This window comes from Paenarthrobacter sp. TE3676 (assembly GCF_056279165.1).
Map to the genome: position 1 here is coordinate 376,064 of NZ_JBWBQU010000004.1, position 25,341 is coordinate 401,404.

The 25,341-nt window shown below is 61.7% G+C and carries 23 protein-coding genes; 9 read left to right on the forward strand and 14 right to left on the reverse strand.

The window, feature by feature from the left end:
* The first annotated feature begins 112 nt into the window (after nucleotides 1-112).
* The 5 genes from ACZ881_RS12275 (at nucleotide 113) to ACZ881_RS12295 (ending at nucleotide 2,272) form a co-directional block, all read left to right on the forward strand.
* On the forward strand, nucleotides 113-895 hold the full coding sequence (locus ACZ881_RS12275) for an IclR family transcriptional regulator (protein ID WP_476115780.1): 783 nt from the start codon (nucleotides 113-115) through the stop codon (nucleotides 893-895).
* Nucleotides 892-1,284: a gluconokinase gene (locus tag ACZ881_RS12280; protein WP_476115782.1), complete on the forward strand. Its 393-nt coding sequence runs from the start codon at nucleotides 892-894 to the stop codon at nucleotides 1,282-1,284. Before ACZ881_RS12275 ends, ACZ881_RS12280 begins: the two co-directional genes overlap by 4 nt.
* Nucleotides 1,281-1,430: a hypothetical protein gene (locus ACZ881_RS12285; RefSeq protein WP_476115785.1), complete on the forward strand. Its 150-nt coding sequence runs from the start codon at nucleotides 1,281-1,283 to the stop codon at nucleotides 1,428-1,430. The genes ACZ881_RS12280 and ACZ881_RS12285 overlap by 4 nt, the downstream gene beginning before the upstream one ends.
* 159 nt (nucleotides 1,431-1,589) lie before the next feature.
* The gene (locus ACZ881_RS12290) at nucleotides 1,590-1,793 is read left to right on the forward strand and encodes a hypothetical protein (protein ID WP_476115788.1); all 204 of its coding nucleotides are present in this window, start codon (nucleotides 1,590-1,592) and stop codon (nucleotides 1,791-1,793) included.
* Nucleotides 1,775-2,272: a hypothetical protein gene (locus tag ACZ881_RS12295; RefSeq protein WP_476115791.1), complete on the forward strand. Its 498-nt coding sequence runs from the start codon at nucleotides 1,775-1,777 to the stop codon at nucleotides 2,270-2,272. The genes ACZ881_RS12290 and ACZ881_RS12295 overlap by 19 nt, the downstream gene beginning before the upstream one ends.
* A gap of 19 nt (nucleotides 2,273-2,291) precedes the next feature.
* On the opposite strand, the gene ACZ881_RS12300 is transcribed toward ACZ881_RS12295, so the two are convergent.
* The 4 genes from ACZ881_RS12300 to ACZ881_RS12315 form a co-directional block, all read right to left on the reverse strand.
* The gene (locus tag ACZ881_RS12300; RefSeq protein WP_476115793.1) at nucleotides 2,292-2,831 is read right to left on the reverse strand and encodes an N-acetyltransferase family protein; all 540 of its coding nucleotides are present in this window, start codon (nucleotides 2,829-2,831) and stop codon (nucleotides 2,292-2,294) included.
* Between the two features lie 52 nt (nucleotides 2,832-2,883).
* The gene (locus tag ACZ881_RS12305) at nucleotides 2,884-3,672 is read right to left on the reverse strand and encodes a nucleotidyltransferase domain-containing protein (RefSeq protein ID WP_476115796.1); all 789 of its coding nucleotides are present in this window, start codon (nucleotides 3,670-3,672) and stop codon (nucleotides 2,884-2,886) included.
* A 219-nt stretch (nucleotides 3,673-3,891) separates the two neighbouring features.
* Nucleotides 3,892-4,971, reverse strand: a complete 1,080-nt coding sequence (locus ACZ881_RS12310; protein WP_476115797.1) for an FAD-dependent oxidoreductase — start codon at nucleotides 4,969-4,971, stop codon at nucleotides 3,892-3,894.
* Complete coding sequence (locus ACZ881_RS12315) at nucleotides 4,968-5,099, reverse strand: NAD(P)-binding protein (RefSeq protein ID WP_476115799.1); 132 nt, start codon at nucleotides 5,097-5,099, stop codon at nucleotides 4,968-4,970. The genes ACZ881_RS12310 and ACZ881_RS12315 overlap by 4 nt, the downstream gene beginning before the upstream one ends.
* A gap of 164 nt (nucleotides 5,100-5,263) precedes the next feature.
* Between ACZ881_RS12315 and ACZ881_RS12320 the strand changes: the two genes are divergently transcribed.
* Nucleotides 5,264-5,638 (forward strand): MarR family transcriptional regulator, encoded by a 375-nt coding sequence (locus tag ACZ881_RS12320; protein WP_476115993.1) that lies wholly within the window; start codon nucleotides 5,264-5,266, stop codon nucleotides 5,636-5,638.
* A gap of 1,068 nt (nucleotides 5,639-6,706) precedes the next feature.
* Here the strand turns inward: ACZ881_RS12320 and ACZ881_RS12325 are convergent.
* From ACZ881_RS12325 to ACZ881_RS12365, 9 genes are all read right to left on the reverse strand, one after another.
* Nucleotides 6,707-7,999 (reverse strand): dicarboxylate/amino acid:cation symporter, encoded by a 1,293-nt coding sequence (locus ACZ881_RS12325; protein ID WP_476115801.1) that lies wholly within the window; start codon nucleotides 7,997-7,999, stop codon nucleotides 6,707-6,709.
* Between the two features lie 75 nt (nucleotides 8,000-8,074).
* Nucleotides 8,075-8,560 carry a RidA family protein gene (locus ACZ881_RS12330; protein WP_476115803.1) on the reverse strand — a complete coding sequence of 162 codons (486 nt, stop codon included), beginning with the start codon at nucleotides 8,558-8,560 and terminating at the stop codon, nucleotides 8,075-8,077.
* A gap of 7 nt (nucleotides 8,561-8,567) precedes the next feature.
* Nucleotides 8,568-9,203 (reverse strand): helix-turn-helix transcriptional regulator, encoded by a 636-nt coding sequence (locus tag ACZ881_RS12335; RefSeq protein ID WP_476115806.1) that lies wholly within the window; start codon nucleotides 9,201-9,203, stop codon nucleotides 8,568-8,570.
* A gap of 13 nt (nucleotides 9,204-9,216) precedes the next feature.
* Nucleotides 9,217-10,335, reverse strand: coding sequence for a threonine synthase (locus ACZ881_RS12340; protein ID WP_476115808.1), 1,119 nt, complete (start codon nucleotides 10,333-10,335; stop codon nucleotides 9,217-9,219).
* 724 nt (nucleotides 10,336-11,059) lie between these two features.
* On the reverse strand, nucleotides 11,060-12,004 hold the full coding sequence (locus tag ACZ881_RS12345; RefSeq protein WP_476115811.1) for an ROK family protein: 945 nt from the start codon (nucleotides 12,002-12,004) through the stop codon (nucleotides 11,060-11,062).
* Entirely contained in the window at nucleotides 12,001-13,695 is a 1,695-nt protein-coding gene (locus tag ACZ881_RS12350; protein WP_476115813.1) for an ABC transporter ATP-binding protein, read from the reverse strand. The genes ACZ881_RS12345 and ACZ881_RS12350 overlap by 4 nt, the downstream gene beginning before the upstream one ends.
* The gene (locus tag ACZ881_RS12355) at nucleotides 13,692-14,591 is read right to left on the reverse strand and encodes an ABC transporter permease (RefSeq protein ID WP_476115816.1); all 900 of its coding nucleotides are present in this window, start codon (nucleotides 14,589-14,591) and stop codon (nucleotides 13,692-13,694) included. Before ACZ881_RS12355 ends, ACZ881_RS12350 begins: the two co-directional genes overlap by 4 nt.
* The gene (locus ACZ881_RS12360) at nucleotides 14,588-15,526 is read right to left on the reverse strand and encodes an ABC transporter permease (RefSeq protein WP_476115818.1); all 939 of its coding nucleotides are present in this window, start codon (nucleotides 15,524-15,526) and stop codon (nucleotides 14,588-14,590) included. The genes ACZ881_RS12355 and ACZ881_RS12360 overlap by 4 nt, the downstream gene beginning before the upstream one ends.
* 58 nt (nucleotides 15,527-15,584) lie before the next feature.
* The gene (locus ACZ881_RS12365) at nucleotides 15,585-17,399 is read right to left on the reverse strand and encodes a peptide ABC transporter substrate-binding protein (protein WP_476115820.1); all 1,815 of its coding nucleotides are present in this window, start codon (nucleotides 17,397-17,399) and stop codon (nucleotides 15,585-15,587) included.
* 409 nt (nucleotides 17,400-17,808) lie between these two features.
* Between ACZ881_RS12365 and ACZ881_RS12370 the strand changes: the two genes are divergently transcribed.
* The 3 genes from ACZ881_RS12370 to ACZ881_RS12380 are packed head-to-tail and all read left to right on the forward strand — an operon-like array spanning nucleotide 17,809 to nucleotide 21,342.
* Nucleotides 17,809-19,002 carry an ROK family protein gene (locus ACZ881_RS12370; RefSeq protein WP_476115822.1) on the forward strand — a complete coding sequence of 398 codons (1,194 nt, stop codon included), beginning with the start codon at nucleotides 17,809-17,811 and terminating at the stop codon, nucleotides 19,000-19,002.
* Between the two features lie 27 nt (nucleotides 19,003-19,029).
* Nucleotides 19,030-20,553 carry a M81 family metallopeptidase gene (locus ACZ881_RS12375; RefSeq protein ID WP_476115824.1) on the forward strand — a complete coding sequence of 508 codons (1,524 nt, stop codon included), beginning with the start codon at nucleotides 19,030-19,032 and terminating at the stop codon, nucleotides 20,551-20,553.
* Between the two features lie 3 nt (nucleotides 20,554-20,556).
* On the forward strand, nucleotides 20,557-21,342 hold the full coding sequence (locus ACZ881_RS12380; protein ID WP_476115826.1) for a copper homeostasis protein CutC: 786 nt from the start codon (nucleotides 20,557-20,559) through the stop codon (nucleotides 21,340-21,342).
* Between the two features lie 591 nt (nucleotides 21,343-21,933).
* Here the strand turns inward: ACZ881_RS12380 and ACZ881_RS12385 are convergent.
* Complete coding sequence (locus tag ACZ881_RS12385; RefSeq protein ID WP_476115828.1) at nucleotides 21,934-25,170, reverse strand: GH92 family glycosyl hydrolase; 3,237 nt, start codon at nucleotides 25,168-25,170, stop codon at nucleotides 21,934-21,936.
* Nucleotides 25,171-25,341 lie beyond the last annotated feature (171 nt).

Sequence of the window (25,341 nt, forward strand, 5' to 3'; positions counted from 1 at the left end):
GCCACCCGACACGACGGCCGCTCACTGACCGGGTGTCTAAACTGAGAAGGCCGGATCAGCTGCTGAGCGGTATTCACGAATCGACCATCAAAACCACAGGATCGAGCAAACCATGTCGCAGACGGTAGCCCGCGCAATCCAGATTCTGGAATATTGCAGTGAACATCCGCGGACCCTGAAGGACATCGCCGCCGACCTCGGCGTCCACCGCACCACAGCGTCCAGAATCCTGCAGACCATGATCGAAGCGGGCTTCGTGCGGACCGATGAACGCGGCTATTTCGGCGTCGGCTTCAGACTGGCCGGCCTGGCACAGTCCGCACTGGAACAGTTCGATCTCCGCTCCGTCGTTCACCCCCACATCGTCCGGCTCAGCGAACACCTCGGTCACACCGTTCAGTTCGCAGTCCCGGAAGCCAACCGCATTGTCTACGTGGATAAAGTCGAACCCGAACAAGCCATCAGCCTGAACACCAGAATCGGCGGATTCGTAGTCATCCACACCGCCGGAGTCAGCAAAGCCATACTCGCGTTCATCGACGACCAACGCCGCGAATCCATCCTGGACACCGCCACCTTCGAACAACGGACCCCAAATTCCATTACCTCCAGGACAGAATTCGTGAAGCGCCTTGAAACTGTCCGCGAACGAGGCTGGGCTGAGGACAACGGCGAGTTCGACATCATCTCGAACTGCATCGCCGCACCCGTATGGGATCACGCAGACCGCGTTGCAGGTGCGATATCAATTACAACCTTCCGAGAGAAGACCGCCCTGGAAGAACTCCGACGAAGCGTTCCGGACCTCCTGGCAACCACGATGTCCATCTCCCTCGAACTTGGCTGGAAGCCGAAGGGCGAGACAGGCCCGTCATGGGTACAGGCAGCGGGATGACCGAACGGACGTCACCGGTGGCGGAAAAACTCCGCGTCGTTACCATGGGAGTTTCCGGCAGCGGTAAAAGCATCGTCGGTCACATGCTTGCAGAAATGCTCGGTGCGGACTTCCTGGACGGCGATGACCTTCACCCGGCAGCCAACATCGAAAAAATGGCAGCGGGCCAAGCCCTCACCGACGCAGACCGGGGACCAAGGCTCCGCGAAGTCGGCTCCCGTTTGGCCACTGCACCAGGACCTGCCGTCATCGCGTGCAGCGCATTAAAACGGTCATACCGCGAGTCATCAGGCAGGAAGCACCGGATACTGTCTTCATACATCTCACGGGAAGCCGAGACGTGTTGCACGCCAGAATGTCCTGCCGGGCTGAACACTTCATGCCCGTGACGCTGCTTCAATCACAGCTCGACACCATCGAACAGCTCGATGCTGATGAGAATGGCACGGATCTTGATATCTCAGGACCACCCGCCAGCATCGCCGCCGCCGCGGCTCACTGGCTCGCTAGCGCACAAACGAATCTCGAGATATAGGAGGGCTCCCCCGTGCCGATCATTGATGTTTCCCATGCCTCGTCTCTTAGTCAGCCGACGCGGGAGGCGCCGGCTGAAATCCCTGCGCACGCTACGTCTTTGGCCTTACATTGTCCCGGGGAGCCGTACAGTGGCGACCTCCAGTGCGGGGATTTGATCATGCGGTTCCACGAGGCCACAACGGAAGCCCGGTTCGAGCTCGATGTACTCATCGAAGTCAAGTCCAAGTGGTTCCCCTCCCGAGCGGGCTACCGTCAACGGCGCGCTGATGACATCCTTCGGCACGCAGAGGACGCTGCACCCGACCAGCACATCGGCGTCCAGCTTACGCCGCCAATTACCTCATGGGCAGAGACGGAGTGACCAGCGTGGACCAGTGGCAGACCCCTGAATTGGAGGGTCTCAGCCGACAGCAGAAGGATCTGAATGAGCTCGACTCGATCATGGCTGCCTTCTTCTCGGCATTCACCTCCGCTCAGGCAGGGAGGGTAGATCTCACCAGCCTTCGCGAACTGATGCTCCCCGAGGCAATAGTGGTTGCGATGGCCGACGGCATCGTTCATCGCTATGACGTAGACAGCTTTATTCAGCCGCGTGAGGAGTTGTTGAACAGCGGTCGACTTCAGGGGTTCTCGGAGCAACAAATCTCGGCCGAGACGACGATATTCGGGGATGTGGCGCATCGTTGGATTCTCTACTCAAAATCGGGTTACCTCGATGGGCATTCAGCGGCGGGATGGGGACGAAAAGGAGTGCATTTCGTGCGGACTCCGTCCGGGTGGCGGATCTGCGCCGTGGTATGGCAAGACGGCGCCGAAGGTACCCCCGCGCCGTCTGCCTGAGTGGTGTCCTTGAACGCGGCTAGTTCTGAACGGTAGGGCTGTCGGGTAGCGTGCGAGTAAGAACCTGACCTGGCCAGTCTTTGACGCTGAAGGTGGCGTCCTTGACGTAGCCGGCGGATTCATAGAATCTCACCAGTTGCCCACCGCGACCGGCAAAGCAATCCACCCGGAGCTCGCGGACGCCGGCACGTTTGGCGAGTTCGTCCGCGTGTGCCAACAGCGTTCGCCCGTATCCACGTTCGTTCTCCGCCCGGGATGCGACCAGGGCCGCAACATACAATTCCGGGCCGGGCCGGGAGGACGGTGGCACGTACACCGGTGGGCCACCAACGACAAGGAACCCACCCATGAGCCCCTCCGGGGTTAGGGCTACCCAGGAGCCCGGTGTGCCGCACCAGCTCTGAACCATAGTCTGCCGTTCGGGCTGATCGGACCAGCGCGCTGTCCCCCACTGCTCCGTATTGCCCTGCGCGTTCATCCACGCCACTGCTTCATCGAACAGCGTTAAGACCGCTGTCGCATCGTTAAGACCGGCCTGCCGGATCACACTCTCCGTCACTACACACTTCCCATCTTGCGAATCATCGTCTGCTATTTGCCGCATCGCGGTGTCAGAGTTGCTCGATCTCAAGGAGGTAACTGACGGCGGCGGATTCGGCGTTCTCCCGCCTGGTAACGGGGAGACCGGACTCGTCGCGCCATTCACGGTAAAGGTCGACGCATGCGGTCAGCGCGGCCAGGGTCTCCTTTTGAGAGTAACCACTCAATGTAGACTGCAGTCGGGAAGCCCTTACCGGGTCTAATGATTCGAGCTTGCGCACTCCCTGCAACGGAGCAGCATTGATGTGGCTGATCAAAGGGCCGAATACGGCATCGCGGAGGAATCCGAGAAATCCGATTGCCTCGTACAGCTCCCCCCGTCCGATCTTGGTTGCTCCGTAGTGCACCCAGACCCAGAAGCGATCTTCGATCCACTGCAGGTCCAGCTTTGGCCGAACGGGCGAGTGCTCCGTGAGGACAATGCTCAGCTCGTCGCCACGTTCCCACAGGACGGTCAGGTGGTCGATGCGCTCGGCCACGTCCGAAAGGCGAACGAATTTGAAGTCCACGTGCAGAACCGGCGGCCCTGCAAGGGCAATGATCACTCGGGGTTCTCCCACATGCTCGCCAGAGAAGCCTGCGATGAGCGGCGCCCAGGACGCCAACAAGTCCAGTCGCTCAGCCATGACCTCGTCGAACACCTGATCAAAGACTGCGATTACCAGATCGATGTCGGAGAAGATGTCCGGTTCACCGTTGGCGATGGAGCCCGCGACGGCCACGCCGGCAATCCGGGAGTCGTTTTGGGTGCGAGGGAGGACTTCGTCGAGGAAGCGTTGATGCTGGTCCGGGATGGGCATGACTTTGATACTCCTTGTTGCGCTAGAGGTACTGCAGGACGTGGTGGAGCTCCACCTCATGGGTGCCAACCCAGAGGTGACACTCCCGGCAGAGGCAGAGCTGGTTCTCAGGCTCCGTCGGGTCGCGATGATTTGGCTGACTTTACACAGGTGCGGTCGGCTCCCGACGGCCGCCATGAGTGGTTCCTCCGTTGGGATAAGACTTCCAAAGTCACATGGTTACGCGACCGGCGTTATGCGCTTGTCGAAGTCGATGTGGTGGCCTTGGAGCCACATCATGGCATGGCCGCCGTCTTTCATCGCGGCGCGGAACTTGATGGGGAGGAACGCATCGCGGATGATCCGCATGATGGGCCCGGCGGCCTTGTCCGTCGACGCGCGGTGACCGTTAGCCACGATCTTCTCGACCCGGTCACGGCGAAGTGATTCGAAAGTGGCGAAGGCCGATGCCGTCGTGGGACAGTCGCGAAGGCACTGGGCGAGGATCACTGCGTCCTCCAAAGCCATCGAGGCGCCCTGCCCGGCCGCGGGTGAAGTCGCGTGGGCCGCGTCGCCAATGATGATCATCCGGGCCCCGTCGTGCCACTTTTTCACGACGGGCATGTCGTAGGTCGTGAAGCCGTCGATCGGCCCAGGGGTAGCGTCGATAATGCCCTTGGCAGGGCCGGTGTCACCGTCCATGAGTTCGTGCAGCCAAGCGCGCCACTGGGCATCGCTCATACTGGAAAGGACCCCTTTGGCCGGCTCCTGCTTCATAGGCGGGTTGGCGAACCAGATTGTCCCTCCGTCGTCGGTGTTCATCCACGCGAAAAAGGCCTTGGTACCGAACTGCATGCGGAAGTCGTGGCGATCGGCGGGAACCTGATGGTTAGGGATATATTCGCCGGTGTTCAGAACCCGAACGTACCGCGGGGCTGGCGCGGTGGGGTCGATGATCTGGCGGACTTTGGAATGGACCCCGTCCGCGCCGATCAGGATGTCGCCCGTCGCCTGTGTGCCGTCCTGGAATCGAGCGACCACACCCTCTGGAGTCTTAGTCACGTCCAATAAACGTTTCTCGTGGTTCACTGTTACGCCGTGGTCACGGGCCATCTGAGTCAAGGACGAGAAGAGTTCGGCGCGGGGAAGCATTCGAGAACTCAGTCCGTCAGGTCGCTGGAAGGCCATCGGCATCTTGCCGAGGTCCTTGCCACGCCCATTAACGAAACTCATGGTCTCGACCGGATAACCGAGATTCTCGACGCGGTGGCCAAGGCCGATCGCGCGGAGCGCGTCGAGGCCGTTGGCCTGGAAGTTCAACCATGCCCCCGCTGAACAGCGTCAGCCGGCTGAGCCTCAAAGATCTCAACGTCATAGCCGACCCGCGTCAGAGCAACTGCAAGCGTGGGACCGGCGATTCCGCCGCCGATGATGAGCGCCTTTGTCATAGAGTGCCTTCCATGTAAATTGTTTGATTATCAAGTAATCTATGAGGGAGATGATTTGATTGTCAAGTGAAATTCGGGCGCGGGTCGAGGCAGTAGGTCGCGCGGTCCAGGGCTACCAGGCCGCCGTTGATGACTTTGACCGTGAGTTGGCGCGGATTCTAGGCGTGAACTCGACCGATTTACGGTGCTTGGAGATTCTGACCACCGAGTTCGAGTCTGAGATCACCCCTCGAGCTCTCGCGCGGCGTCTCAATCTGACGACGGGGAGCGTCACGACGATGTTGGGCCGGTTGGAGCGTGCGGGGTATGTGACTCGTGAGCGCCACGTGAGCGATGGCCGGCAAGTTCTGGTCCGGTCCACCCCCCGAGCGCGAGGGATAATTTGGAAGCATCTGGAACCCTTGCTGGAAGAGAGCTTTACTTACATCGGGGAGAGCTTCACAGCGCAGGAATTGGATGTGGTAGCGAGCTTTCTCGCGAAGGCCACCGAGATGGAGGTCCGTCATATAGATCGGCTGCGGGATGCGCCAACGGCGTGAGGGGCTGGAAAGATCAAGATGGTCATAAGCAGCATCCGCCCCCCCGAGGCCACCATCATGATTGATTACGGCCGAAGTTCGGGGGTTTTCTGCCGGCCCCCTCCAACGCAGGTCAAAGTGTGATGGGACCTCCTCCGTCGGCCAACCAGTTCGGTCCTTTGCGCACTTTCTTGTCGGAATTTTTCCTGGCCCGAACAAGGGAACACTGTCGTGGTCGCCCTATGCATGCTCCGCAAGTGAATCTGCTGCCAAGTTTGGCCTGGGGAGCCGAGCAGCTAGTGCGTCCTCAGACTTCGTCGACATCGGGGACATCTACGACGGACAACGCGTTGGGTTTGCTTGACGTGGCTCATAGGCACTAAGAAGTGCTTCCAGACCGTGGTCCCGTCCCCTTTCGAGACCAGCACTCTACCCCTTCCGTCGTCTAACCAGACCCAAAAGTAGGACGCATCCTCGGCTATAACATCTACGATTCCATCGGAGGCCTTTTCCTGCATCCGCTGAATACGGACCCTGTCGCCTGAGTTGAGCTCGATCCAGCCCCCGTAAGGCAGCAGGTGAGGCCCTGGAATTTCAATTGGCCTTTCGAGTACATAGGATCCATCTCTCCGTTTCCTAAGTTGCCACCGAATACGTTTTAGTCGCCGCCGCATACCCTGCCTTTCTTGGATCAATGTTTGTTCTCTCCCCGGATATTTCGTGGCTTGGAGATGTCAATCGGCTGACACTGCGAATCGATCTGAACGAAGACGCCGATGCGTCGGTACCCTGGCGTCGGTGCTAGCGGATCGGGCCCGCCAGCCCAACAAGGAGAGTGCCCCTTGAGTTCGGCCTGAGTGGGCGCCCGCAGGAGAATTGGCCTGGAATCCCAAAACCAAGTCCAACCATCGCTGTCATGCAGGGCTAGCAGGGGTGCCAGCTCTGCATGACAGCGAACAGCAGAGTCAATCGAATCTCCGGTGTGTAGAACAAAATCTCCCGGCGACGGACTTCTGGAATAGGCCGACAGGCCCTCTGAAGGCTGAATCGCTGTCGCCATTCAGGTCGTGTTGCACATGGCTTCTTGGGCTACTTTGCGGGGTTGAGGGCTGATTCACCGCCAGGGGATACGTCTGTTTCTTCCCTAGCTGAAGGGCCCATGGGAAGGTCAGCATGATTCCGCCCGATGACGACAGTAGCGATGGCATTGCCGAGGATGTTCGTGGCGGTGCGTCCCATGTCGAGGATCTGGTCGACGACCAAAAGCACAGCGATACCGGCTATGGGAATACCAAAGGAAGGCAGTACGGCGGCGAGGATGACTAGCGATCCGCGGGGGACACCTGCCATCCCCTTGCTGCTGAGCAGGAGCAGAACGGCCATGGCGATTTGCTCGCCGATGCTCATGTCGATGCCGTAGGCGTTGATGAGGAAGACTGAAGCGAACGTCATGTACATCATCGAACCGTCAAGATTGAAGGAATAGCCCATTGGTAGAACAAGGCCTGTGGTGCGGCGGGGAATGCCGAAGCGGGTGAGGGAGTCGATCAGTTTGGGGAACGCAGCCTCGCTGCTGGCGGTGGAGAAGGCGATGACCATTGGTTCTCGGATGACACCGATGAGGCGCAGGATTGATTTACCGATGAATAGGAAGCCGACGGCGGCCATGATGACCCACAGCCCGGCCAGGGCGGCGTAGTAGCCGCCGATGAGACTGCCGTAGGTCGTGAAACCGCTGATGCCTTCATTGGTGAATGCGGAGGCGACCGCTGCGAAGATTCCGACCGGCGCAGCCCACATGACGTATCCGGTGAGTTTGAGCATGACGGGTACGAGTTCTTCGATGGTGTCTGAGATTTTGCTGTGGCCGGTCTTTTTCAGTGCCAGCAGTGCGGCGCCGAAAAGGAGTCCGAAGACCAAGATTTGCAGGGCGTTGTTGTCCGCCATCGCCGCGATCAGACTTTTTGGTGCAATATGCTCGATGAAGGAAAGGAAATCGATGGGCTTTGCGGCGAGGGCCGCTGCTGCATCGCTTTCGGTTCCTGCCAGATTCAGGCCCTGCCCCACGTTCAGGAAGTGTGCCGATATGAAGCCGTAGGTCCCGGCGACGACTGATGCGGCCAGAAACCACGTGATTGCTTTGACAAAAAGGGAGCCCAGGCCCGTTGCTTTCGTCATTCCGGTGATACCGGCGACGATGATTGCGAAGATTAGCGGCGCGATGACCATTTTAACCAGGTTCAGGAACAGATGAGCGATAGTGTCGAAGCCTTTGACGGCGGCGTCCTCGGCTTCGGTTGGCAAGACCGCGTGAAGGATGAGGCCTGTGGCAATACCGCCCACGAGCCCTGTGATGATGCTTAGGGTGAGTTTATTTTTCATGTAGATCTCCCTGTCTTGGGCACGGCAGCATCGCCTCTTCATCGAGGGACACTGCTAGGAGTGGAGGGCGGCGGATCAGGCTCGAGTTTGGGGCTGAGATGAATACGGGATGAAAGTGTTGACGCTAGGCGCCTTCGCAATGGCTTCGGCGTCTGTGTTGGCGTTGTCCATCATGGCAATGGCTTCAACTTCGACGGCCGCTCCGTAGTGGAGTTCCTTAACCCCGGCGACGGCGCGCGCTGGTCGATGACCACCGATCCAGTCACTGTATATGTCATCGAACGTCTTCCAGTCCGAAATTTCCGTGACATAGACGCGGACCTGAACGAGGTCGGTGCGGCTGGCACCGGCGGTGACGAGGCAGGCATCGAGGTTGTCCAACGTTTGCCTGACCTGTACTGCGAAGGGTTCGGCGGTGACCGGATCGCCCTTTTTGTTTAGTGGAAGTTGGCCGGAAATGTAAGCCATGCCGTTGACGACGGCGACATGACTGTAGTGGCCTACGGGCGGGACGAGCCCGTCGGCGTTGATCTGCTGGGTGACAGTTTCAGCCTGCTGCAATTCGACCTCATTTTAGGTAGTTGTACACGGTGGCCCGCGAGACTCCAATGACTTCGCTGACCGTTGGTATGGCTTTCTTGATATCTAGGTAGCCCTCATCGCGGAGCCGACGGGTAAGCCCGCGGGACGATTCAGCATCCAGGCTCCGCGGCGTCATGCCGCGTTCAGCGGCGTACGCAGTGATGAAATCACGGATTTCCTGAAGACTTTTGGCGCGCAGGTTCTCTTGAATCGGGGGCGTTTGCTCATCGATTCTTGTCAGCGCCGTGAGTTGGTGCGCGACGGAATTGAGCAGGGATACGTCGACGTTCAGGCACAGGGCAGCGATGTAGTTTCCCTCGCTGTCCTTGATGCCGATGGAAGTGCTTTTCGCCGGGCGTCCGTCGGGGAAACTGTTGGCGTAATTTTGTAAGACTGCCGGGAAACCCGGGTTTTGGATTCGCGCGAGGCCAAGCTCGGTGGCGGACTGGCCGGGTTCCCGGCCGGAAAGGTTGTTCTCAATGGTGCGGATCGTATGAGCGGGGTCCCGAAGGTCATGGAGCACAACTTCGCAAAGCCCCGGGAAGCTTTTGCCGAGGGCAACGGTGATCTTATCGAGCTCGGCAATGAGGTGCTCGACCTCGGGGTTTAGCGGGGAAGTCACGAGTGGTCTCCAGTTAGTTCGGTATGCCGGAGGATTTAAGTGCTGACCCGGTCAGGATCAAGACCGTCGTCTCGCCGGCGTTGATGAGTTTTTCGGCGGTGAAACCTGCAACACCTGCTGCCGCCACAGCACTTGTTGGTTCAGCATAGAGGCCCTTGTGCGCCAACTCCGCGGTGGCAGAACGGATCTGATCTTCGGTGACGGTCCGGAAGGCGCCGCCACTTGTCTTAACGGCGGCCAGAACTTCCGGTCCCCGCACGGGGCGCGTGATGGAAGTCCCTTCGGCAAGGCTCGGCTGCCAGTCGCCCTGCACTGGTTCCGTGGACCCCTGGGCGAAGGCCTGCGCCAGAGGGCTGCAGTTTTCCGGTTGAACAGACAGGATTCGGGGAAGACGGCTGATGTGGCCTGCGCGGAGCAGCTCGCTGAATCCAATGAAGCAGCCAAGTACCAGGCTTCCGGCGCCGGTGGGCAGTACCACGCTGTCGGGGGCGCGGAACCCTAGGTCCTCCCAGATTTCGTAGGCGATAAGTTTGGTGCCCTGTAAGAAGAAAGGGTGCCAATTGTGGCTCGAATAGAAGATTGAACTGGCCTGGCGGATGGCTTCATCGGCAGTATCCTGACGGGAACCTGGGACTAGTTCGATGTCCGCACCGTGTCGACGGGACTGCACAATTTTCGCAGGGGACGTTCCCTCCGGCACCAAAATTTTGGCGGTGAGGCCGCCTGCGGCAGCATACGCAGCCACTGAGGAGCCGCCGTTACCGGAGCTGTCCTCCAATACCTTTTGAATGCCTTGATCCTTGACAGTGGAGAGCATTACCGCGACGCCGCGATCCTTAAAGCTGGCCGTAGGGTTGAACCACTCTGGCTTGACCATCACGTCGGACCCGCCCAGATACGTCGGCAGCAAAGGCGTGCACCCCTCACCAAGGCAGATTCGATCGTCGATCTGGTAAGGCAGCGCTGCACGGTAGCGCCATTGCGAACGCTCGTCCGCATCAATGTCATCCCGCCCGATTCCTGGCATCGCGGAGACCATCAATGGAGAACCGTCGTCCCCGCACCACCGGGGAACATCGATGGAATACGTGCGGCCACTTCTGTCATAAAGGTGGGGATTGGATGTACTCATGGGGCACCTCTCTCTTCTAGCATCCTTACGTTTCGTCTAAATATAGACTTTTTGTAAAAACTTGCAAGAGGGGTGCCCAAATTTTTATGGGGGCCCAGGTCGACACCGGCTTCTAGTCAAGCTAGGGGCTTGGAGGAGCACTATCACCAGCTCTACGCAAGGGCGGTTTGCGTGGCTCTTCTGATGACAGAAGCAGTTGGAATGCGGTGCAAGAGGTGACCACGAGACAATAGCAGGCGTGACCTCGACAGATCAGCCGGCCAAGACACCAACGCTCAAATCGACTCTCCAGCAGCACGCTGGCTTGCTGCTCTCGGCAGCGCTCATAGTTCTCTGTGTGGCGCTCATCTTGATGTTCCCTCGAGGGGACACCTCCATGGGCTTGGCTATCCTCAGCGTCGGTCAGCAGTTCGCGATACTGACCTCTACGCTCTTCACAGCGCTGCCCATGGCGGCCGTTATGGGGTACTTTCTTCCAAACATCAGTCGGTACTTGTCGCCGGAGACAAATCCCCAGAAGTCGTGGACAGTCGCTTTTGGCTATCTGCGTGCCGCTGATTTTCATGGCCGTACCATGGTTTTCATCGCTGTTGGCTTCGTGGTCCTTATACTCTTCGTTGTTGTAGCCGCGATGCGCGTCGGTCTCAGGCGACGCGACACGGCCTTCAGAAGGACCTGGACCGGGCCCACGACCGGCCCAGTTCCTCCCACCCCGTACGTCCAGCTAGAGCCATTGCAGCTCATCCGGGCGCTCCAGCGCGCTGCCCAGCAGATCCAGGGCCATGGCGCAGGCGCCCACTGCGACCGAGTCGCTGTGGAGCTCGGAGCGACGGATGGCGATGGGATGGCCGCTGACGGGCGGTTCCTTCTCCAGAGCATCCAGGATGGCCGGTTCCAGCAGGTCCCAGGATTGGGTCACTCCGCCGCCAACGACAACGGTGTCCGGATCGGCCAAACCTGCGGCCATAAGGATGGCCCGGCCCACCGCCATTCCAGCGTCGGTGTAGACCGCGAGCCCGTGCGGATCCCCGGCCCGTGCGGCTTCGGCGATCTGGCCCGCATCCATTGTCATGCCGCAGAGTTCTTCGTACCTCCGGGCGATGGAACGCCCGGAGGCCAGTGTCTCCAAATGCCCCCGTTGGCCGCAGGTGCACAGGGCATCGCCAAAACCTGGCACGTGGCCGATCTCCCCCGCCGCCCCGTGGGCGCCGCGGACCAGCCGGCCGTTGGAGTGTACTGCTCCACCGACGCCGGTCCCGAGGGTAATCCCCAAGACGTTCTGCCGATGGCCGGCGGCACCTGCGGCGACTTCTCCGGCCAGAAACGCATTCACATCGTTGTCCACGGAGACGGGGACGCCCAGTTCATCGGCCAGGATGCGGGCCACCTGGGTGCCCGCCCAGTCCACGAAGGAATCGCTGGCGACAAGGATGGTGCCGTCGAGGTGGTTGATGACGCCAGCCGCGCCGACGCCGACGGCGCACAGCGCGCCGTCGGCCCCGGCCATGAGCTCCCGAGCCATGTCGGCGGCGGTGGCAACCATCGCACCGTTGCCGGATCTGGCAGGGGTTGGCCGGGTGACCCGGCCTAGGACCGCCAGGCTAGTGTCGCAGACCACGGCCCGGGTTTTGGTTCCCCCGATGTCTATTCCAATAACCAGATCTTTCACGGTGTAACGACCAGACTCGTGTCTTCGTTCATTGCAGCCAATCGCTCCTCGCGCCTCCTGCGCTGCACAATGGGGTCCGGCACCGGAACGGCGGAGAGCAGATCTCGGGTGTACGCGTCGCGGGGGGCGATGAGCGTGCTTTCCGTGGGGCCTGATTCGACCACCTTGCCGGAGCGCATGACAGCTACCTGCGCGGCCATCTCTTGGACCACGGCCAGATCGTGGCTGATGAACAGGCAGGCAAAGCCAAGGCGCTCCTGCAGTTCTTTGAGCACGGCGAGCACGCTAGCCTGGACGGAAACGTCCAACGCGCTGGTGGACTCGTCCGCGACCAGTAGCCGGGGTTCGAGGATCAGTGCGCGGGCAATGCTGACGCGCTGTCGCTGGCCGCCGGAGAGTTCGTGCGGGTAGCGGCCAAAGACGGCGGAGGGCAGATGAACGGCGTCGAGCACCTCCCCCACCCGGGTCCTCCGCTCGGCGGCCGAGGACCTGCTGTGCACCAGCATCGGCTCGGCAATGCAATCGGCAACACTCATGCGCGGGTCCAGGGAGGACACAGGATCCTGGAGCACAATGCCCAGCTGGGACTGCAGCGCTTTACGTGCCCGGCCTCGGACCTTGCCGAGGTCCTTGCCGAACAGCCGCACCGTGCCGGCGGCTGGCTTGAGCAGCCCGACGGCCGTGCGGCCCGCGGTGGACTTGCCGGAGCCGGACTCCCCTACCAGCCCCAGGGTTTCCCCCTGGGCCAGTGACAGGCTCACGCCGTCGAGCGCCTTGAAGGCACGGCGGCCGGAGCCATAGACCACCTCTACATTGTCCAGCTCAAGGACACGCGTCCCGGTGCCGGCGGTGGCCGCCATGGGCTCTTCCCGGTCCCGGGCAATGGCCAGGCGCGGCACCGCGTCCAGCAGCCGCTGGGTGTAGGGGTGCCGGGGCCGCAGCAGAACGTCCTCGACGTCGCCGATCTCGACCAGTTCACCACGGAACATCACCGCAACACGCTCGGCAAAGTCCGCTACGACGCCCATGTTGTGCGTGACCAGCAGCACCGCCGTGTCCATCTCATTGGCCAGATTGCGCAGCAGGTCAAGGATGTTGGCCTGGACGGTGACGTCCAGCGCCGTGGTAGGTTCATCCGCGATGAGCAACCGCGGGCGGTTGGCGATGGCAATGGCAATCACCACGCGTTGGCGCTGCCCGCCGGAGAGCTGGGAGGGATAGTGGTCCACCCGTTCCTCCGGACGCGGGATGCCGACGGCGGTGAGCAGCTCGACGGCTTTCGCACGGGCGCTGGCACGGGTCGCATCGCGGTGGTGGTTGCGCACCACCTCGGCAATCTGGTCGCCGATGGACAGCAGGGGGTTCAGGGCCGTGGAAGGTTCCTGGAAGACCATGCCCATCACCCGTCCGCGTGCAGCGCACATGGCTGCCTCGTCCGCCACCGCTATGGTGTCGCCGGCAACCTTGATGATCCCATTGGTGGCGGCGTTGCCGGGCAGCAGTCCCATGACGGACAGAGCCACCGTGCTCTTGCCAGAGCCGGACTCACCCACCAGGGCCAGCACTTCGCCGGGCCGGACGTCCAGGGACACGCCACGGACGGCGGGGACGGGGCCAGTCTCGGTGGAGAAGACCACTTCCAGGTTCTGGATGGAGAGTGCGGGGACCGGGTCCTGCGTTGCGGTGTTCATAGTTGGCCTTTCACATCAAACATGTCGCGCAGTCCATCGCCAATGGCGTTGAAGGCGCAGACGACGAGAATAATGGCAATGCCCGGCGGCAGGATGAGCCACCACTGGCCGCTGTAGGCCGCGTTCAGACCGACGCTGAGCATGCCGCCCCAGTCGGTCGAGGGGGCCTGCACGCCCATGCCGAGGTAGCTGACATAGGCCACCAGCAAAATTGCATCGGCCACCTGGAACGTGGCGTTGACCACCAGCGTGCTGACGGTGTTGGGGACGATGTGCCGGCCCACCACGCGCAAGTGCGAGCCGCCGATCCCGCGCAGGGTCAGCACGTAGTCTCGCTGTTTGAGCGAAAGCGTCTCCGCACGGACCAGCCTGGAAGGCACCAGCCAAGACAAGGCGGCAATGACCACAATCATCGTCAGTGTGTTGGGCGAGGTGATGGCAGAGATGACCAACAGGATGAACAGCGCTGGGATGGCGATGCCACTGTCGACAATGCGCATCATGACCGCATCGATCCAGCCGCCTGCGTACCCTGCCACTGATCCCCAGACGGAGCCGATCAGAGTGGCCAGGATGCCTGCGGCCAGGCCAATGACCAAGGACACTTGGCCTCCCACCATCATCCGTCCGAGCTGGTCGAAGCCAACGGCGTCGGTGCCAAGGGGGCGGCCAGCCCCGGGCGCCAGGCTTGCGGAGCCGAGATCCACGTGCACCTGGTCGGTGGGGTACAGCAGCGGTCCCAGGAAAGAGAAGCCGAACGCCAAAAGCACCATGGCAATGCCGGCCACGGCCAGCTTGTTGCGCATCAGGCGCCGGAGCATCAACGTCCGGTTGCTGACGGGGGCTGGCAGTTCCCTTTCGACGGCGGCCGCGGAATGGAGCGCGGTGTGGCTCACTGGGACTCCCTTACACGTGGATCAATGAGAACCTGGGTCAGATCGGCCAGCAGGGAACCGATAACGGTGGCGATGGAGATGACAAGCACACAGCCCAGCAGCACCGGGAAATCGGGTGTCTGTGCCGCATTCCAGAACAGCAGCCCCATGCCGGGATAGTTGAAAAGCTGCTCGACCACGAGGGCTCCGCCGAAGAGCACCGGGATGTAGTAGCCGAGCATGGTCACCACGGAGGTCAGCGAGTTGCGGAACACATGCCGGCGCAGCACTACCTTGCGGGTGGTGCCCTTGGCCAGAGCAGTGCGGACGTAGTCCTCGGACAGGTTGTCCAGCGTGGAGGAACGCATATAGCGGCTGAAGACGGCAATCATGCCCAGTGCGCCCATCGCCACCGGAAGGACCAGCGCCGCGGGTTCGGCGAAGATCCCCCAGGCCGTGTCGGACTGGGGCGCCTGGGATGGAAGCCATGGCACCCATTGGCTGAAAACGATGATCACGACCAAGCCCAGGAAGAAGACGGGCGTGGCATAAGCAACGAACGACAATGCCGTCAGGATATAGTCGGAGGGCCGGTTGCGGCGCGCTGCCTGCCACAACCCCACGGGGATGGCGATAGACAGCGCGACAACGGCGGAGAGCACTGACAGGACGAGCGTCTTGGGCACGCGCTGGCTCAGTAGGTCCGACACGGACGCATTTAGCACAAAGGATTCCCCCAGGTTGCCCCGGAGCAGCCGGCCCAGGTAGTCCAGGTATTGGACCACCAGCGGGCGGTCCAACCCCTGTTCCTTGTTGAACAGCTCCAGCTGTTCCGGCGTTGCCTGGATGCCCATCGCTCCGCGGGCGGGCCCACCGGGAAGTGAATGGAGCAGCAGGAAGACGATGATCGTCACAATGAAGACGACAATGGCGGCCTGCCCCGTGCGTTTCACCATGAACCTTAAGATTTCCACAACGGTCCCATCAGTGTTCGTAGTTATTGAAGTCGCCGGGCTACCAGGTCCACCGCTGCGGGTAGATCAGGTCGACGTCCTGGCCGGTGCCCTTGAGTCCGGTGTCCGCCACGGCCACCTGGTACACAGGGTTGGGCATCCAAACGACGGGCAGGTCCTTGGCCAGCAGGCTGGAGTAGTTCTTCATGGCCGTCGTGTCGTCGGATTTGACCGCCGCATCTGTGAACGCATCGGCCTCCTTATTGGAGTACTGGCCAAAGTTGGCCTTGCCAGTAGTCCCGAAAACCTTCTCTCCGGTGGGGTAGGCCGGGAAGTACCAGCTGCCGGAGGTGCCGAAGAAGGACAGCTGCCACTTGCAGGCATCTTCCGCCGGCTGGCAGGCCTGGGACTGGGACAGCACGGAGTTCACCGGTGCTGGCTGGACCTTGAAGGAGATCCCCGTCTTGGACAGCGAGGAACGGATCTCGTTCATCATGTTATCCGTCTCGGTGGAGCCGCTCTGGGAGAGAACAGTCATCTCGAACTTGGTGTCCTTGGCAATGCCTTCGCCGCAGTCAGTGGCACCGGTTCCGGGGCTGGTGCAAGAGGCAATGCCGTCAGAACCGATGGTCCAGCCGTGGCTGGTCAGTAGCTTTTGCGCGTCGGTGGTGCTGAAGGGGTATGGGTTGTCTTTCTGTTCCTTGGACAGGTAGTCGGAGTCGTTGCCCTGGGGCACAGGGCCGTATCCGGGCTGTGCGGTCTCGTTCCATACCATCTTGGAAATGCTCTCCTGGTCGATCGACTTCTGGATCGCCTGGCGGGCGTAGAGCTGGGAGAACACCTTGCCCATGGTGGGGTTGTTAAAGTTGTAGGGCATGTAGGTCACTGACCAGCCCGGCTTCGGGGTGACGGTGTAGCCCTTGCCCTCAAACTGGGACTTCTGCGGCATGGACGCTGCCGAGATGTACCCGTAGTCCAGAGTCTTGCTGCGCAGGGCGTTTTCCTCGGCGCTGGCGCTGGTGAACGGCAGCAGGTTGACCGTCTTGATGGAGGCGGGGTCCGAGCCGTCGTACTTGTCGTTCTTGGCCAGGACAACCTTGCCGGAGGCGTCAAAGGAGGCCAGCTGGTAGGGCCCGTTGGTGGTCTTCCACAGCGGGTTGGTGGAGTAGCTCCCCATGTCCTTGGCGGCCTCCACCAGGTAGGCGAAGACCGCCTGGGCACCCTCGGGAGTGCGGTCCAGGTCGGACACGAGACCGGCGTCGCTCGTCTTGTTCCAGGCGTGTGCAGGCATTGCCCGGATCAACGACAGCTGCGTGGAGGTCAGCCATTCGTGGTTGTAGGCTGCATCGAAAGTCATGCTGAAGGTGGAATCGTCCACTGCCTTGAATGCGGTGATGGAGTCGGGCATCTTCCCGGCGGCGGTATTGGCCCACTGTTCCTTGTTGTTCTTGACCAGGTTGTACCAGAACTCGACGTCACGGCTGGTGACGGGCTTGCCATCACTCCAGCTGGACTTGTTCATCGTGACAGTCACGGTCTTGCCGTCGCCGGAGAAGGTGGCATCCTTGCCCATGCTGGCCTTTTTGTCCAGACCCATTGAGCCGCTGGCCGTGTTGTAGACGAACATCGGCGTCCACAACGCATTGATGATCGAGGCGTTGAGGGTGGATGTGTGGCCCTTGGTGCCCAGCGGCAGAATCCAGTTGGGCGTCTGCGATACGGGCCAGGCGTAGCTGACGGAATCTTTGGCCGATGCGGACGGGCCAGTGGCCGAGCCTGCCCCGCAGCCGCTAAGCAGGACGACCGTGGCGACGGCGCCGGCGCTTGCGGCCAATGCAAACCGGCGGCGGGCGCCGGGCGACAGAGAAGAAAACATATGTGACTTCTTTCAGACGGTGTTTTGGGGGGGGGCACAGCAGATCAACCGGCCCTGCACTATGTGCTTCGCAGTCCTTGTGATCCGGACCACCAGTGATCAGTAAACACGCTCGTTTTGAAATAAGTCAATTGCTTTTTGAATTAAGTTCTTCCTGCATTTTTGGCAAAAGCCGAATGCATTCCAGGCCCTCCGCCCCCACATTCCAGCAGCGGTTCCCGGGTCAGCGAATCGTCTTAAACAATGAAAAGAAAGGAAAATCAGGGCATTGCTGGCGATGAGCTTAGAGTGTCTCCGGCGGCGCGGTGGACCGAAACTTTTGTTGTAGGCCCGCCCATCCAGAGAAGTTATGGCTAGACTTATCGCAGAACATTTCGGCTGGTTTGAATAAAGTAAGGTATCTTCTTTCATGAGTGAAAAAAGTATTCTCGCTTCACGGGGCGGCGACTCCGCGCCGTGGCGCGGCCGGGACGTCCAGAGCGAGGCACTGGCGTTGATAGCTGCTGGACGTGTCCGCTCTCGCAGCGAGCTGGGCGAGGCCCTGGCCATGGCGCCGTCGTCTATTTCACTGGTGGTCCAGGCCATGCTGGCCAACGGCTGGATCACCGAATCCGGCCAAGGACCCTCCACCGGCGGACGGCGGCCCCGGATCCTGGCGGTGAGCGGCGAATCCAGCTATGTGCTGTGTGCCGATATGGGCGGGCGGCATGCCAGGATTGGCGTGATGGGCCTGGACGGCACCCTCCAGGAAACGCGGGTCATCGACTTCGACGTCACCACCGGCCCGGAGGATGGTCTTGAGGTTCTTAGTGCAGCTTTCGAATCGCTGATGGTCGAACGTCTCGGCCGGCACCTGCTCGGCATCGGCGTTGCCCTCCCCGGACCGGTGGATGTGGCTGCCGGCTGCGTCGATTCCCCCTCCCGCATGCCGGGCTGGCACAGATTCCCTGTCGGCGAGACCCTTGCGGCCCGTTTTCGCACCGGCGTCGCCGTCGAAAACGATGCCAATGCGATGGCGCTGGGCGAATATTCGGCCCGTTCCCCTCGCTCCGGCCAGATGATTGTCATCAAGGCCGGAACGGCCATCGGGTCTGGGTTCATCATTGACGGCAAGGTCTACCACGGCGCCACCGGTGCAGCCGGAGACATCACCCATGTACGCACCCCCGCAGCCGGGGACACGCTGTGTTCCTGCGGCAACCGGGGCTGCCTGGAGACTATTGCCTCCGGGGCCGCTGTGGTTTCGCTGCTGCGGGCCCGAGGGCTTATGGTTTCCACCACGGCCGACGTCATTCGCCTGGTGGAGGACGCCGACCCCGATGCCACGGGACTGGTCCGCGACGCCGGCCGGCACCTGGGCGGCGTCGTCTCGGCCATCGTGAACTTCTTCAACCCCACCGCCGTGCTGCTCAACGGCGTGCTCTCCACTCTTGAGCCCTTTGTGGCGGCCTTCCGCAGCCAGCTCTACGAGGGCTGCCACCCGCTGGTCACCAAAGAACTCGCCATTGCGGCCTCATCGCTCGGCGAGGACGCCGGCCTGGTCGGCACGGGCAGGCTGGCCCTTCAGCAGGCATTCGAAAACCCCCCAACCCAGATGCCCTAGCATATCCACCCACTTTCCGGAGGAACCATGAACGAGCCTTTCCCTGCTCCCACCGCCCTGCCGCGCATCGCCGTGGCCGGCCTCAGCCTGGAGGCAAGCACCTACTCCCCCGCCGTTACCTCCGCAGCGGACCTCCACCCCCGCCGTGGGACGGATGTGCTGGACAGGTACGAATTCCTGCGCCCGGGCACCGAACTGCGCGAGGCCGCCACGTGGTTCCCGGTGCTGCAGGGCCGCGGCATTCCCGGCGGTCCCGTGCCGATGGCCGATTACCTTGCGCTCAAGGCGGAGATTCTGGACGGTCTTGCTGCAGCGGGGCCGCTTGACGGCATGATCCTGGACCTGCATGGCGCCATGAGCGTCATTGGCATGGACGACGCCGAGGGCGACCTGGCGGTGGCCGTGCGCGGGGTGGTGGGGCCTGACGTCATCATCAGCACCGGCATGGACCTGCACGGCAATGTCTCCTGGCGGCTGGCCGAGGCCCTTGACCTGCTGACCTGTTACCGGATGGCCCCTCACGAAGATGCCCTTGACACCAAGGAACGGTCCGTGCGGAACCTGCTTGAACGCCTCGCCGTGCCCGACCGTCCCCGCCCGCTCAAGGCTTGGATCCCTGTTCCGGTGCTGCTGCCGGGGGAGAAGACCAGCACACGTATCGAGCCGGCCAAGAGCCTGTATGCGATGGTGCCGGAGGTTGAGGCGCTGGACGGCGTTTTGGATGCAGCCATCTGGATCGGCTATGCCTGGGCGGATGAGCCGCGCAACCGGGCCATCGTCATGGTCACCGGCGACGACCAAGCCACCATCGTGGCCGCAGCCGAAAAGATTGCCGCCGCGTTTTGGGAGCGGCGTCACCGGTTCAGCTTTGTTGCCCCCACCGGCACGCTCTACGAATGCTTGGAGACCGCCATGGTGAGCTCCGCACGCCCGTACTTCATCTCCGATTCCGGCGACAACCCCACGGCCGGCGGCGCGGGGGACGTCACGTGGTCCCTGGGGGAGCTGCTCAAACGCGAAGAGTTTTCCACTGGGGAAATCACCGGCATCTACGCCTCCATCCCGGATCCAGCCGCCGTCGAAACCTGCTGGCAGGCTGGCGTGGGCGCTGAAGTGGATCTGCTGGTCGGAGCCATTGTCGACGCCGGGCCCGCCGGGCCGGTGCGGTTGCGCGGCGTGGTGGAGCACCTCCACGCCGGCGATCCCGAGGCGCTGCGCGAGGTAGTAGTGCGCTCCGGAGGCTTGGCCGTGCTGTTGACTCAGGTCCGCAAGCCGTACCATCTGGAGGCTGATTTCACCCGCAACGGACTCGACCCGCGCGGAAGTGACATCGTCATTGTGAAGATCGGCTACCTCGAACCGGAGCTCTTCGACATGTCCGCCGACTGGATGTTGGCACTGACCCCCGGCGGCGTGGACCAAGATTTGATCCGGCTGGGGCACCACCGCATTTCTCGGCCAATGTACCCCTTCGACGCCGCCATGGACACTCCCGACCTGCACGCGCGGCTGGTGCCTGCGGCCAACGCAGCCGTGGCCGTGGAGGGATAGACGGTGGAGACACTGGTCCAGAAGCCTGCCCTAGAGATCGCCATCACCAGCGCTGAGGGTGCCCGCACGGCCCAACTGGCCGGCGCGGACCGGGTGGAGCTGTGCACCGCCCTCGAACTTGGCGGCGTGACGCCCTCGCAGGGGCTAATTGCCGCCGTCGTCGAGTCCACAGGCGGGGACCTACCCATCCATGTGCTGGTCCGCCCCCGGGTCGGCGGCTTTTGCTACTCGGAGGACGAGCTGCGGACTTATTCGCGGGAGCTTCAGGCCATTGCCACCCAGGGCGTGGCCGGCGTGGTCATCGGCGCCTTGAAGAGCGGCGGTGCGGTCGACAAAGAAGCCACCCGCCGGCTGATGGCCGCGGCCTGGGATGTGGAACCGGAGCTCTGCATCACCTTCCACCGCGCCATGGACCAGGTCGACGACCTTGAGGCCGCCATGGCATCCCTGCTGGACCTGGGCGTGCAGCGCGTCTTGACCTCGGGGCAGGCGGCGGCGGCCCGCGAGGGCACGACGGCCCTGCGGCGAATGGTGGAAGTGGCCGCAGAGCGGCTGGAAATCATGGCCGGTGGCGGCGTCGGTGTGGGCGATATTGAAAATTTGGCGACCACCGTGGGCGTTGACGCCGTGCACCTGTCCGCGAAGGCCGTTCAGCACCCCTCGGCTGGCTCCCTGCTACCGCTGGGATCCGCCGACGGCGGTGCGCACTTCAGGACGGATGCCCGGGTCGTGGCGGAGGCAGTGGCTGCCGTCCGCGCGGCCCGACGGCTTCTCTGCGGCTGTGTCTAACCGCAAACTGGGGGGGAGACTCGGCATGAGAACAGTATGAGCCGCTGTTCTTCGGTGTGTCAGCACCGACAGCCAACACGGGGGATGACCAGAAGTTGGGGTACCGGTCCAAGGGCCGGACCCCAACTTCCCAAGTGCATGTCGTGCCCATGTCCTGAATGCTGGAGCCCGTTCAAGACGCCATCCCCCTTGACCGCGGGGCTTGCATTGAGTCATGTGTTTCAGCATGGATCACACCCCAACCCTGATATCAGGCAGCATTGAGGACGTGCCTATGGCTGAGAGGAAAACACCGTGCCGGGCACAGCAGCCCCTCCCTATGTCCGGCACGGTCACCCAGTCGCTGATAACTCTGAGCAGTCGGGAGCCTGGAGAGGGGTGGTGCTTGTCGCGGGAGAACCGTTCCTGGCTATGGCGTCAGAGGTTTCCTTGTCGTCTGGTCCTCCGTACATCCTGCCACTGCGGACGCTCGCCTCAAACGGTGCGCTGTCCCAGTATTCAAGCGGTCCGGACGGTTGCACGTCATAATGACCGTAGGTCCGGTCCCCGGTGGCCTGGGCGGTCAGGCCAATAGAGGCGTGGCCCGGGTGATCAGGGATGGCCGGGGAAGAACTCAAGCTGGATCAGGGCACACTCGCCCATCGGCAGAACGCGTACAGCGGAAATCGAGGCGCTCTTCACGAGTGGAGCGAATGGGCGTGTTTGCCCCGCCCAGTCGAAGTATTCGTCTTGCCGCATGTCGATCTCCAGTACCTCTCCCGAGGTGGTCTCGACCTCGAGTCGCCAACCGAAGCTGCCTGCTGCCGCGGGTGTCACCGTGTAGAGCTCCACGGTTGTCGGTTCGTTGAACCTGTACTCAACGCATTCGCCTTCAGACAATGTCACCGATGTTTTCCCGATGTTGTCAAAGAGGACGGCCGCTGTGTCCGGGATCGCGTAGCCCCTGCCGGGGCCTGTTGCATCGATGAGCGGCACTGTGAAACCGTGCTGCCCCGATGCCGAAGCCGGTCGGGAATTCTTCGCCCAGCCGCATGGTTCTTGCGAGAGTTCGAACTGAATGTGCGCGCCGGCGGCAAGCACATCATGCGGGATGGATATCTCTTCCCACAGGTCCCCATTTACGTGTACGGATCTGATGTAGATCCCCTTCTCATCGGGATTGACCACGTCGATCACTGTCGTTTTGCCAGCCGGTGGGCGGATCTCCGCACGCTCGACGGTGGGCGGTAAGAGAACGTATGTCCCTGAGGCGGGAACGAGTGGGTATAGGCCTAGAGCGGCGAAGACATACCAGGCGCTCATTTCGCCGTTGTCTTCATCCCCTGGATAACCCTGACCGATGTCGGATCCGACGAAGAGCCGCGTAAGGGCCTCGTGCACCAAGCGGTGGGCATCATCGTGGCGGCCGGCAAACATGTACATGTAGGGGATGTGGTGGGCAGGCTGGTTTGACAGGCCGAGCATGCCCATCCGCACGTCCCGCGCCTCCGTCATTTCGTGGATGACGAAGCCATAGGAACCGGACTTCGATATGTCTCCGGTTTCCGGTGTGTCGAAGAACTTATCCAGCGCGGCGCCCAGCTCATGCTCGCCGCCGTGCAGTTCCGTGAGCCCGAGACCGTCATGGGGAACGGTGAAGGCGGTCCCCCACGCATTTGTCTCGGTGTAGTCATGTCCCCATTCAGCGGGATCGAACCCTTGGTCTGCGCGCCATGAACCATCCCGGCGACGACCGATAAAAAATTTCCGTTCCCGGTCGAAAACGAGCTTGTATGCCAAGGAGCGTCGGGCGAAGTACTCCCATTCGGCCCTGTATCGGCGGCCTTCAACGGATGTTGAGGGAACGCTGTTGAGCAGAATTCGGGCCATTTGGGCGGCACCCCAGTCGTTGATGGCGTTGTCCAGCGTCCACGACAGACCCTCAGGGATATCCGTGTCAATGTATCCGCAAAATCGTCCCTGGCTTAATCCCTTCCGCCCCACACGGGAATCATTTGCAGGCACGGTGGCGTTCTTCACCGCGGTCCTGTACGCGGTGGTGAGATCGAGGCCGGGAGTGTTTTTGACGAGCAGATCAGCAAAGACCGTGTCGCTCGTTGTACCAGTCATCATGTCTTCAGCTCCGGGGGCACTCCATCGCGGGGTCCATCCGCCGTCGATGAAATGCTGAACAAACCCTTGGGCGAGTTCGCCCGCGTCCTCGGGCGTCAGCAGCCCCAGCAAAGGCCAAGCAGTACGGTAGGTGTCCCAAAAGCCGTTCGTCGTGGAGAGCTGGCCCGTCATGATCTCCGGGCCGCTGCAGGCGCGGATCGGGTTCGTGAGAACCTTGCCGTATGGGGAGCGGTAGCGAAGTTGCCCGTCCCCTGAAGGCTCACCTGCGCGGTTAGGGTAAAGAAACAACCGGTAAAGGCCGGAATAGAGCGAAATCAATTGGTCCGTTGATGCTCCGACGAGGGTCAACGTGCCCAGTTTTTCCTCCCACCGGCGGCGTGCTTCGGCGAGCATGGTTTCGAAATCCCCGGCTCTGCGGAGATTGGCTTCCGCCTGCGTGAAGCCCACCGTCGAAATACCCAGCATCACATCGACACGACCGTCCGTTCCGGTTTTGACGGTGAGGTACCCACCAAGACGCCCCTCGCCATATGAGAGACAGTCGGCAATGACGTGGGGTGTCCGCACGTGGATGTAGTGGGGCGGGGTTTCTGCACAGTCATCGAGCAACGCCTCAATGACTGTATCGTCCCCGGATCGGTAAACGCGCACATCTCGGATAAGGCCGAGATGGTCGAAAATAATAGAAGCGGTCTCGGCAGGGAAGGCAAACCGCATACCCAGTGCGAAGTCACCGGCGGTGAGTTGCGCGGAAATCCTGCCCTCCAGTGTGACGGCATAGAGGTGCGGCCCACAGTGTTCATCGGTGTGCGAAAATCCTAAGGCGCGGCCAACGCGGTCAGTATCAGGATTGGCCAAGGGGCTTGGCATCACCTGGAATACGCCCCTGTCCCCCATCCAAGGGCTGGGGATATGCGATGTCGCGAATGCTTGAAGGGCCGGTCGGTTGTCGCTGTCCCGGTTGTGTGCGTGATATGCGTAGGGCCAGTTGCCGCGTGAGGCATCGGTCATGGGCAGCCCGAAAACCCCGCCGTGGGGAACCGCCACGAGGGGAGATGTGTTTCCCCGAGAGAACCGGTCCGAGGAGTGCGTGCCCCTCGTCGTTACGACAAAATCCAGCGGGTTCGAACGTTCAGCCGGCTCGGGTTGTATGTTCACAGCGTCTAAGTAAACGTTTAGATCGGCCCGAGGTGAGGCTTCCACCGTCGCGACGACCTGGCTCACTGTTTTCCCTGCAGCTGGCCCGAGAGCAACAACTCTCCTGTTCCACTGGTCCACCCAAAGTCGTTTGGCTTTGTACTGCTCCCTGACTGAAATGCTTCCGCCGTACTGGTCGGCTACATCAAGGTCGCTCAACCATGTCCCGTCGTCGAACTGCACATCAACAGCGGTGGCCGTCGAATCCCACAGCCCTTCAAAGCTCTTGACCGCTTCCGGAAACACAGCCCACTGCAGTTCCTCCCCCGTTCCGACTGTACGACCGATGAGCTCACACGGGACGGAGAATCGGTGGGTACCTCTCCCGGCCTGAACGTGAATGTGGAAAGCCTCTGGGGAGCTGAATCCCACTCCGGGTTTAGCAGCGAGAGCCGTCAGCGGGCCCCCTTTGCGCTGTAGTTCCGGAAACGGTCCTGCGGGCTGGTCCGTGACCAAACGCGCCGCCTCCTGACCGTTCGGCCGGGCAACGAGCGGGGAAGACAGTGGTTGATCAGACATGGAGGGATCCATCGTTTCCTCTAAGTGTGGGCGGGCCGGCAAACTGTTCCTGCTCTTGGACGTGGTGATATGCATGCATCTTCGGATGTTGGAGGGCATCAATTCGACGACGGGGGGATGCAGAGTTCAGGGCAGGTCCTGCCTGAGTGCTGGCACGGATTCTACTTTGGA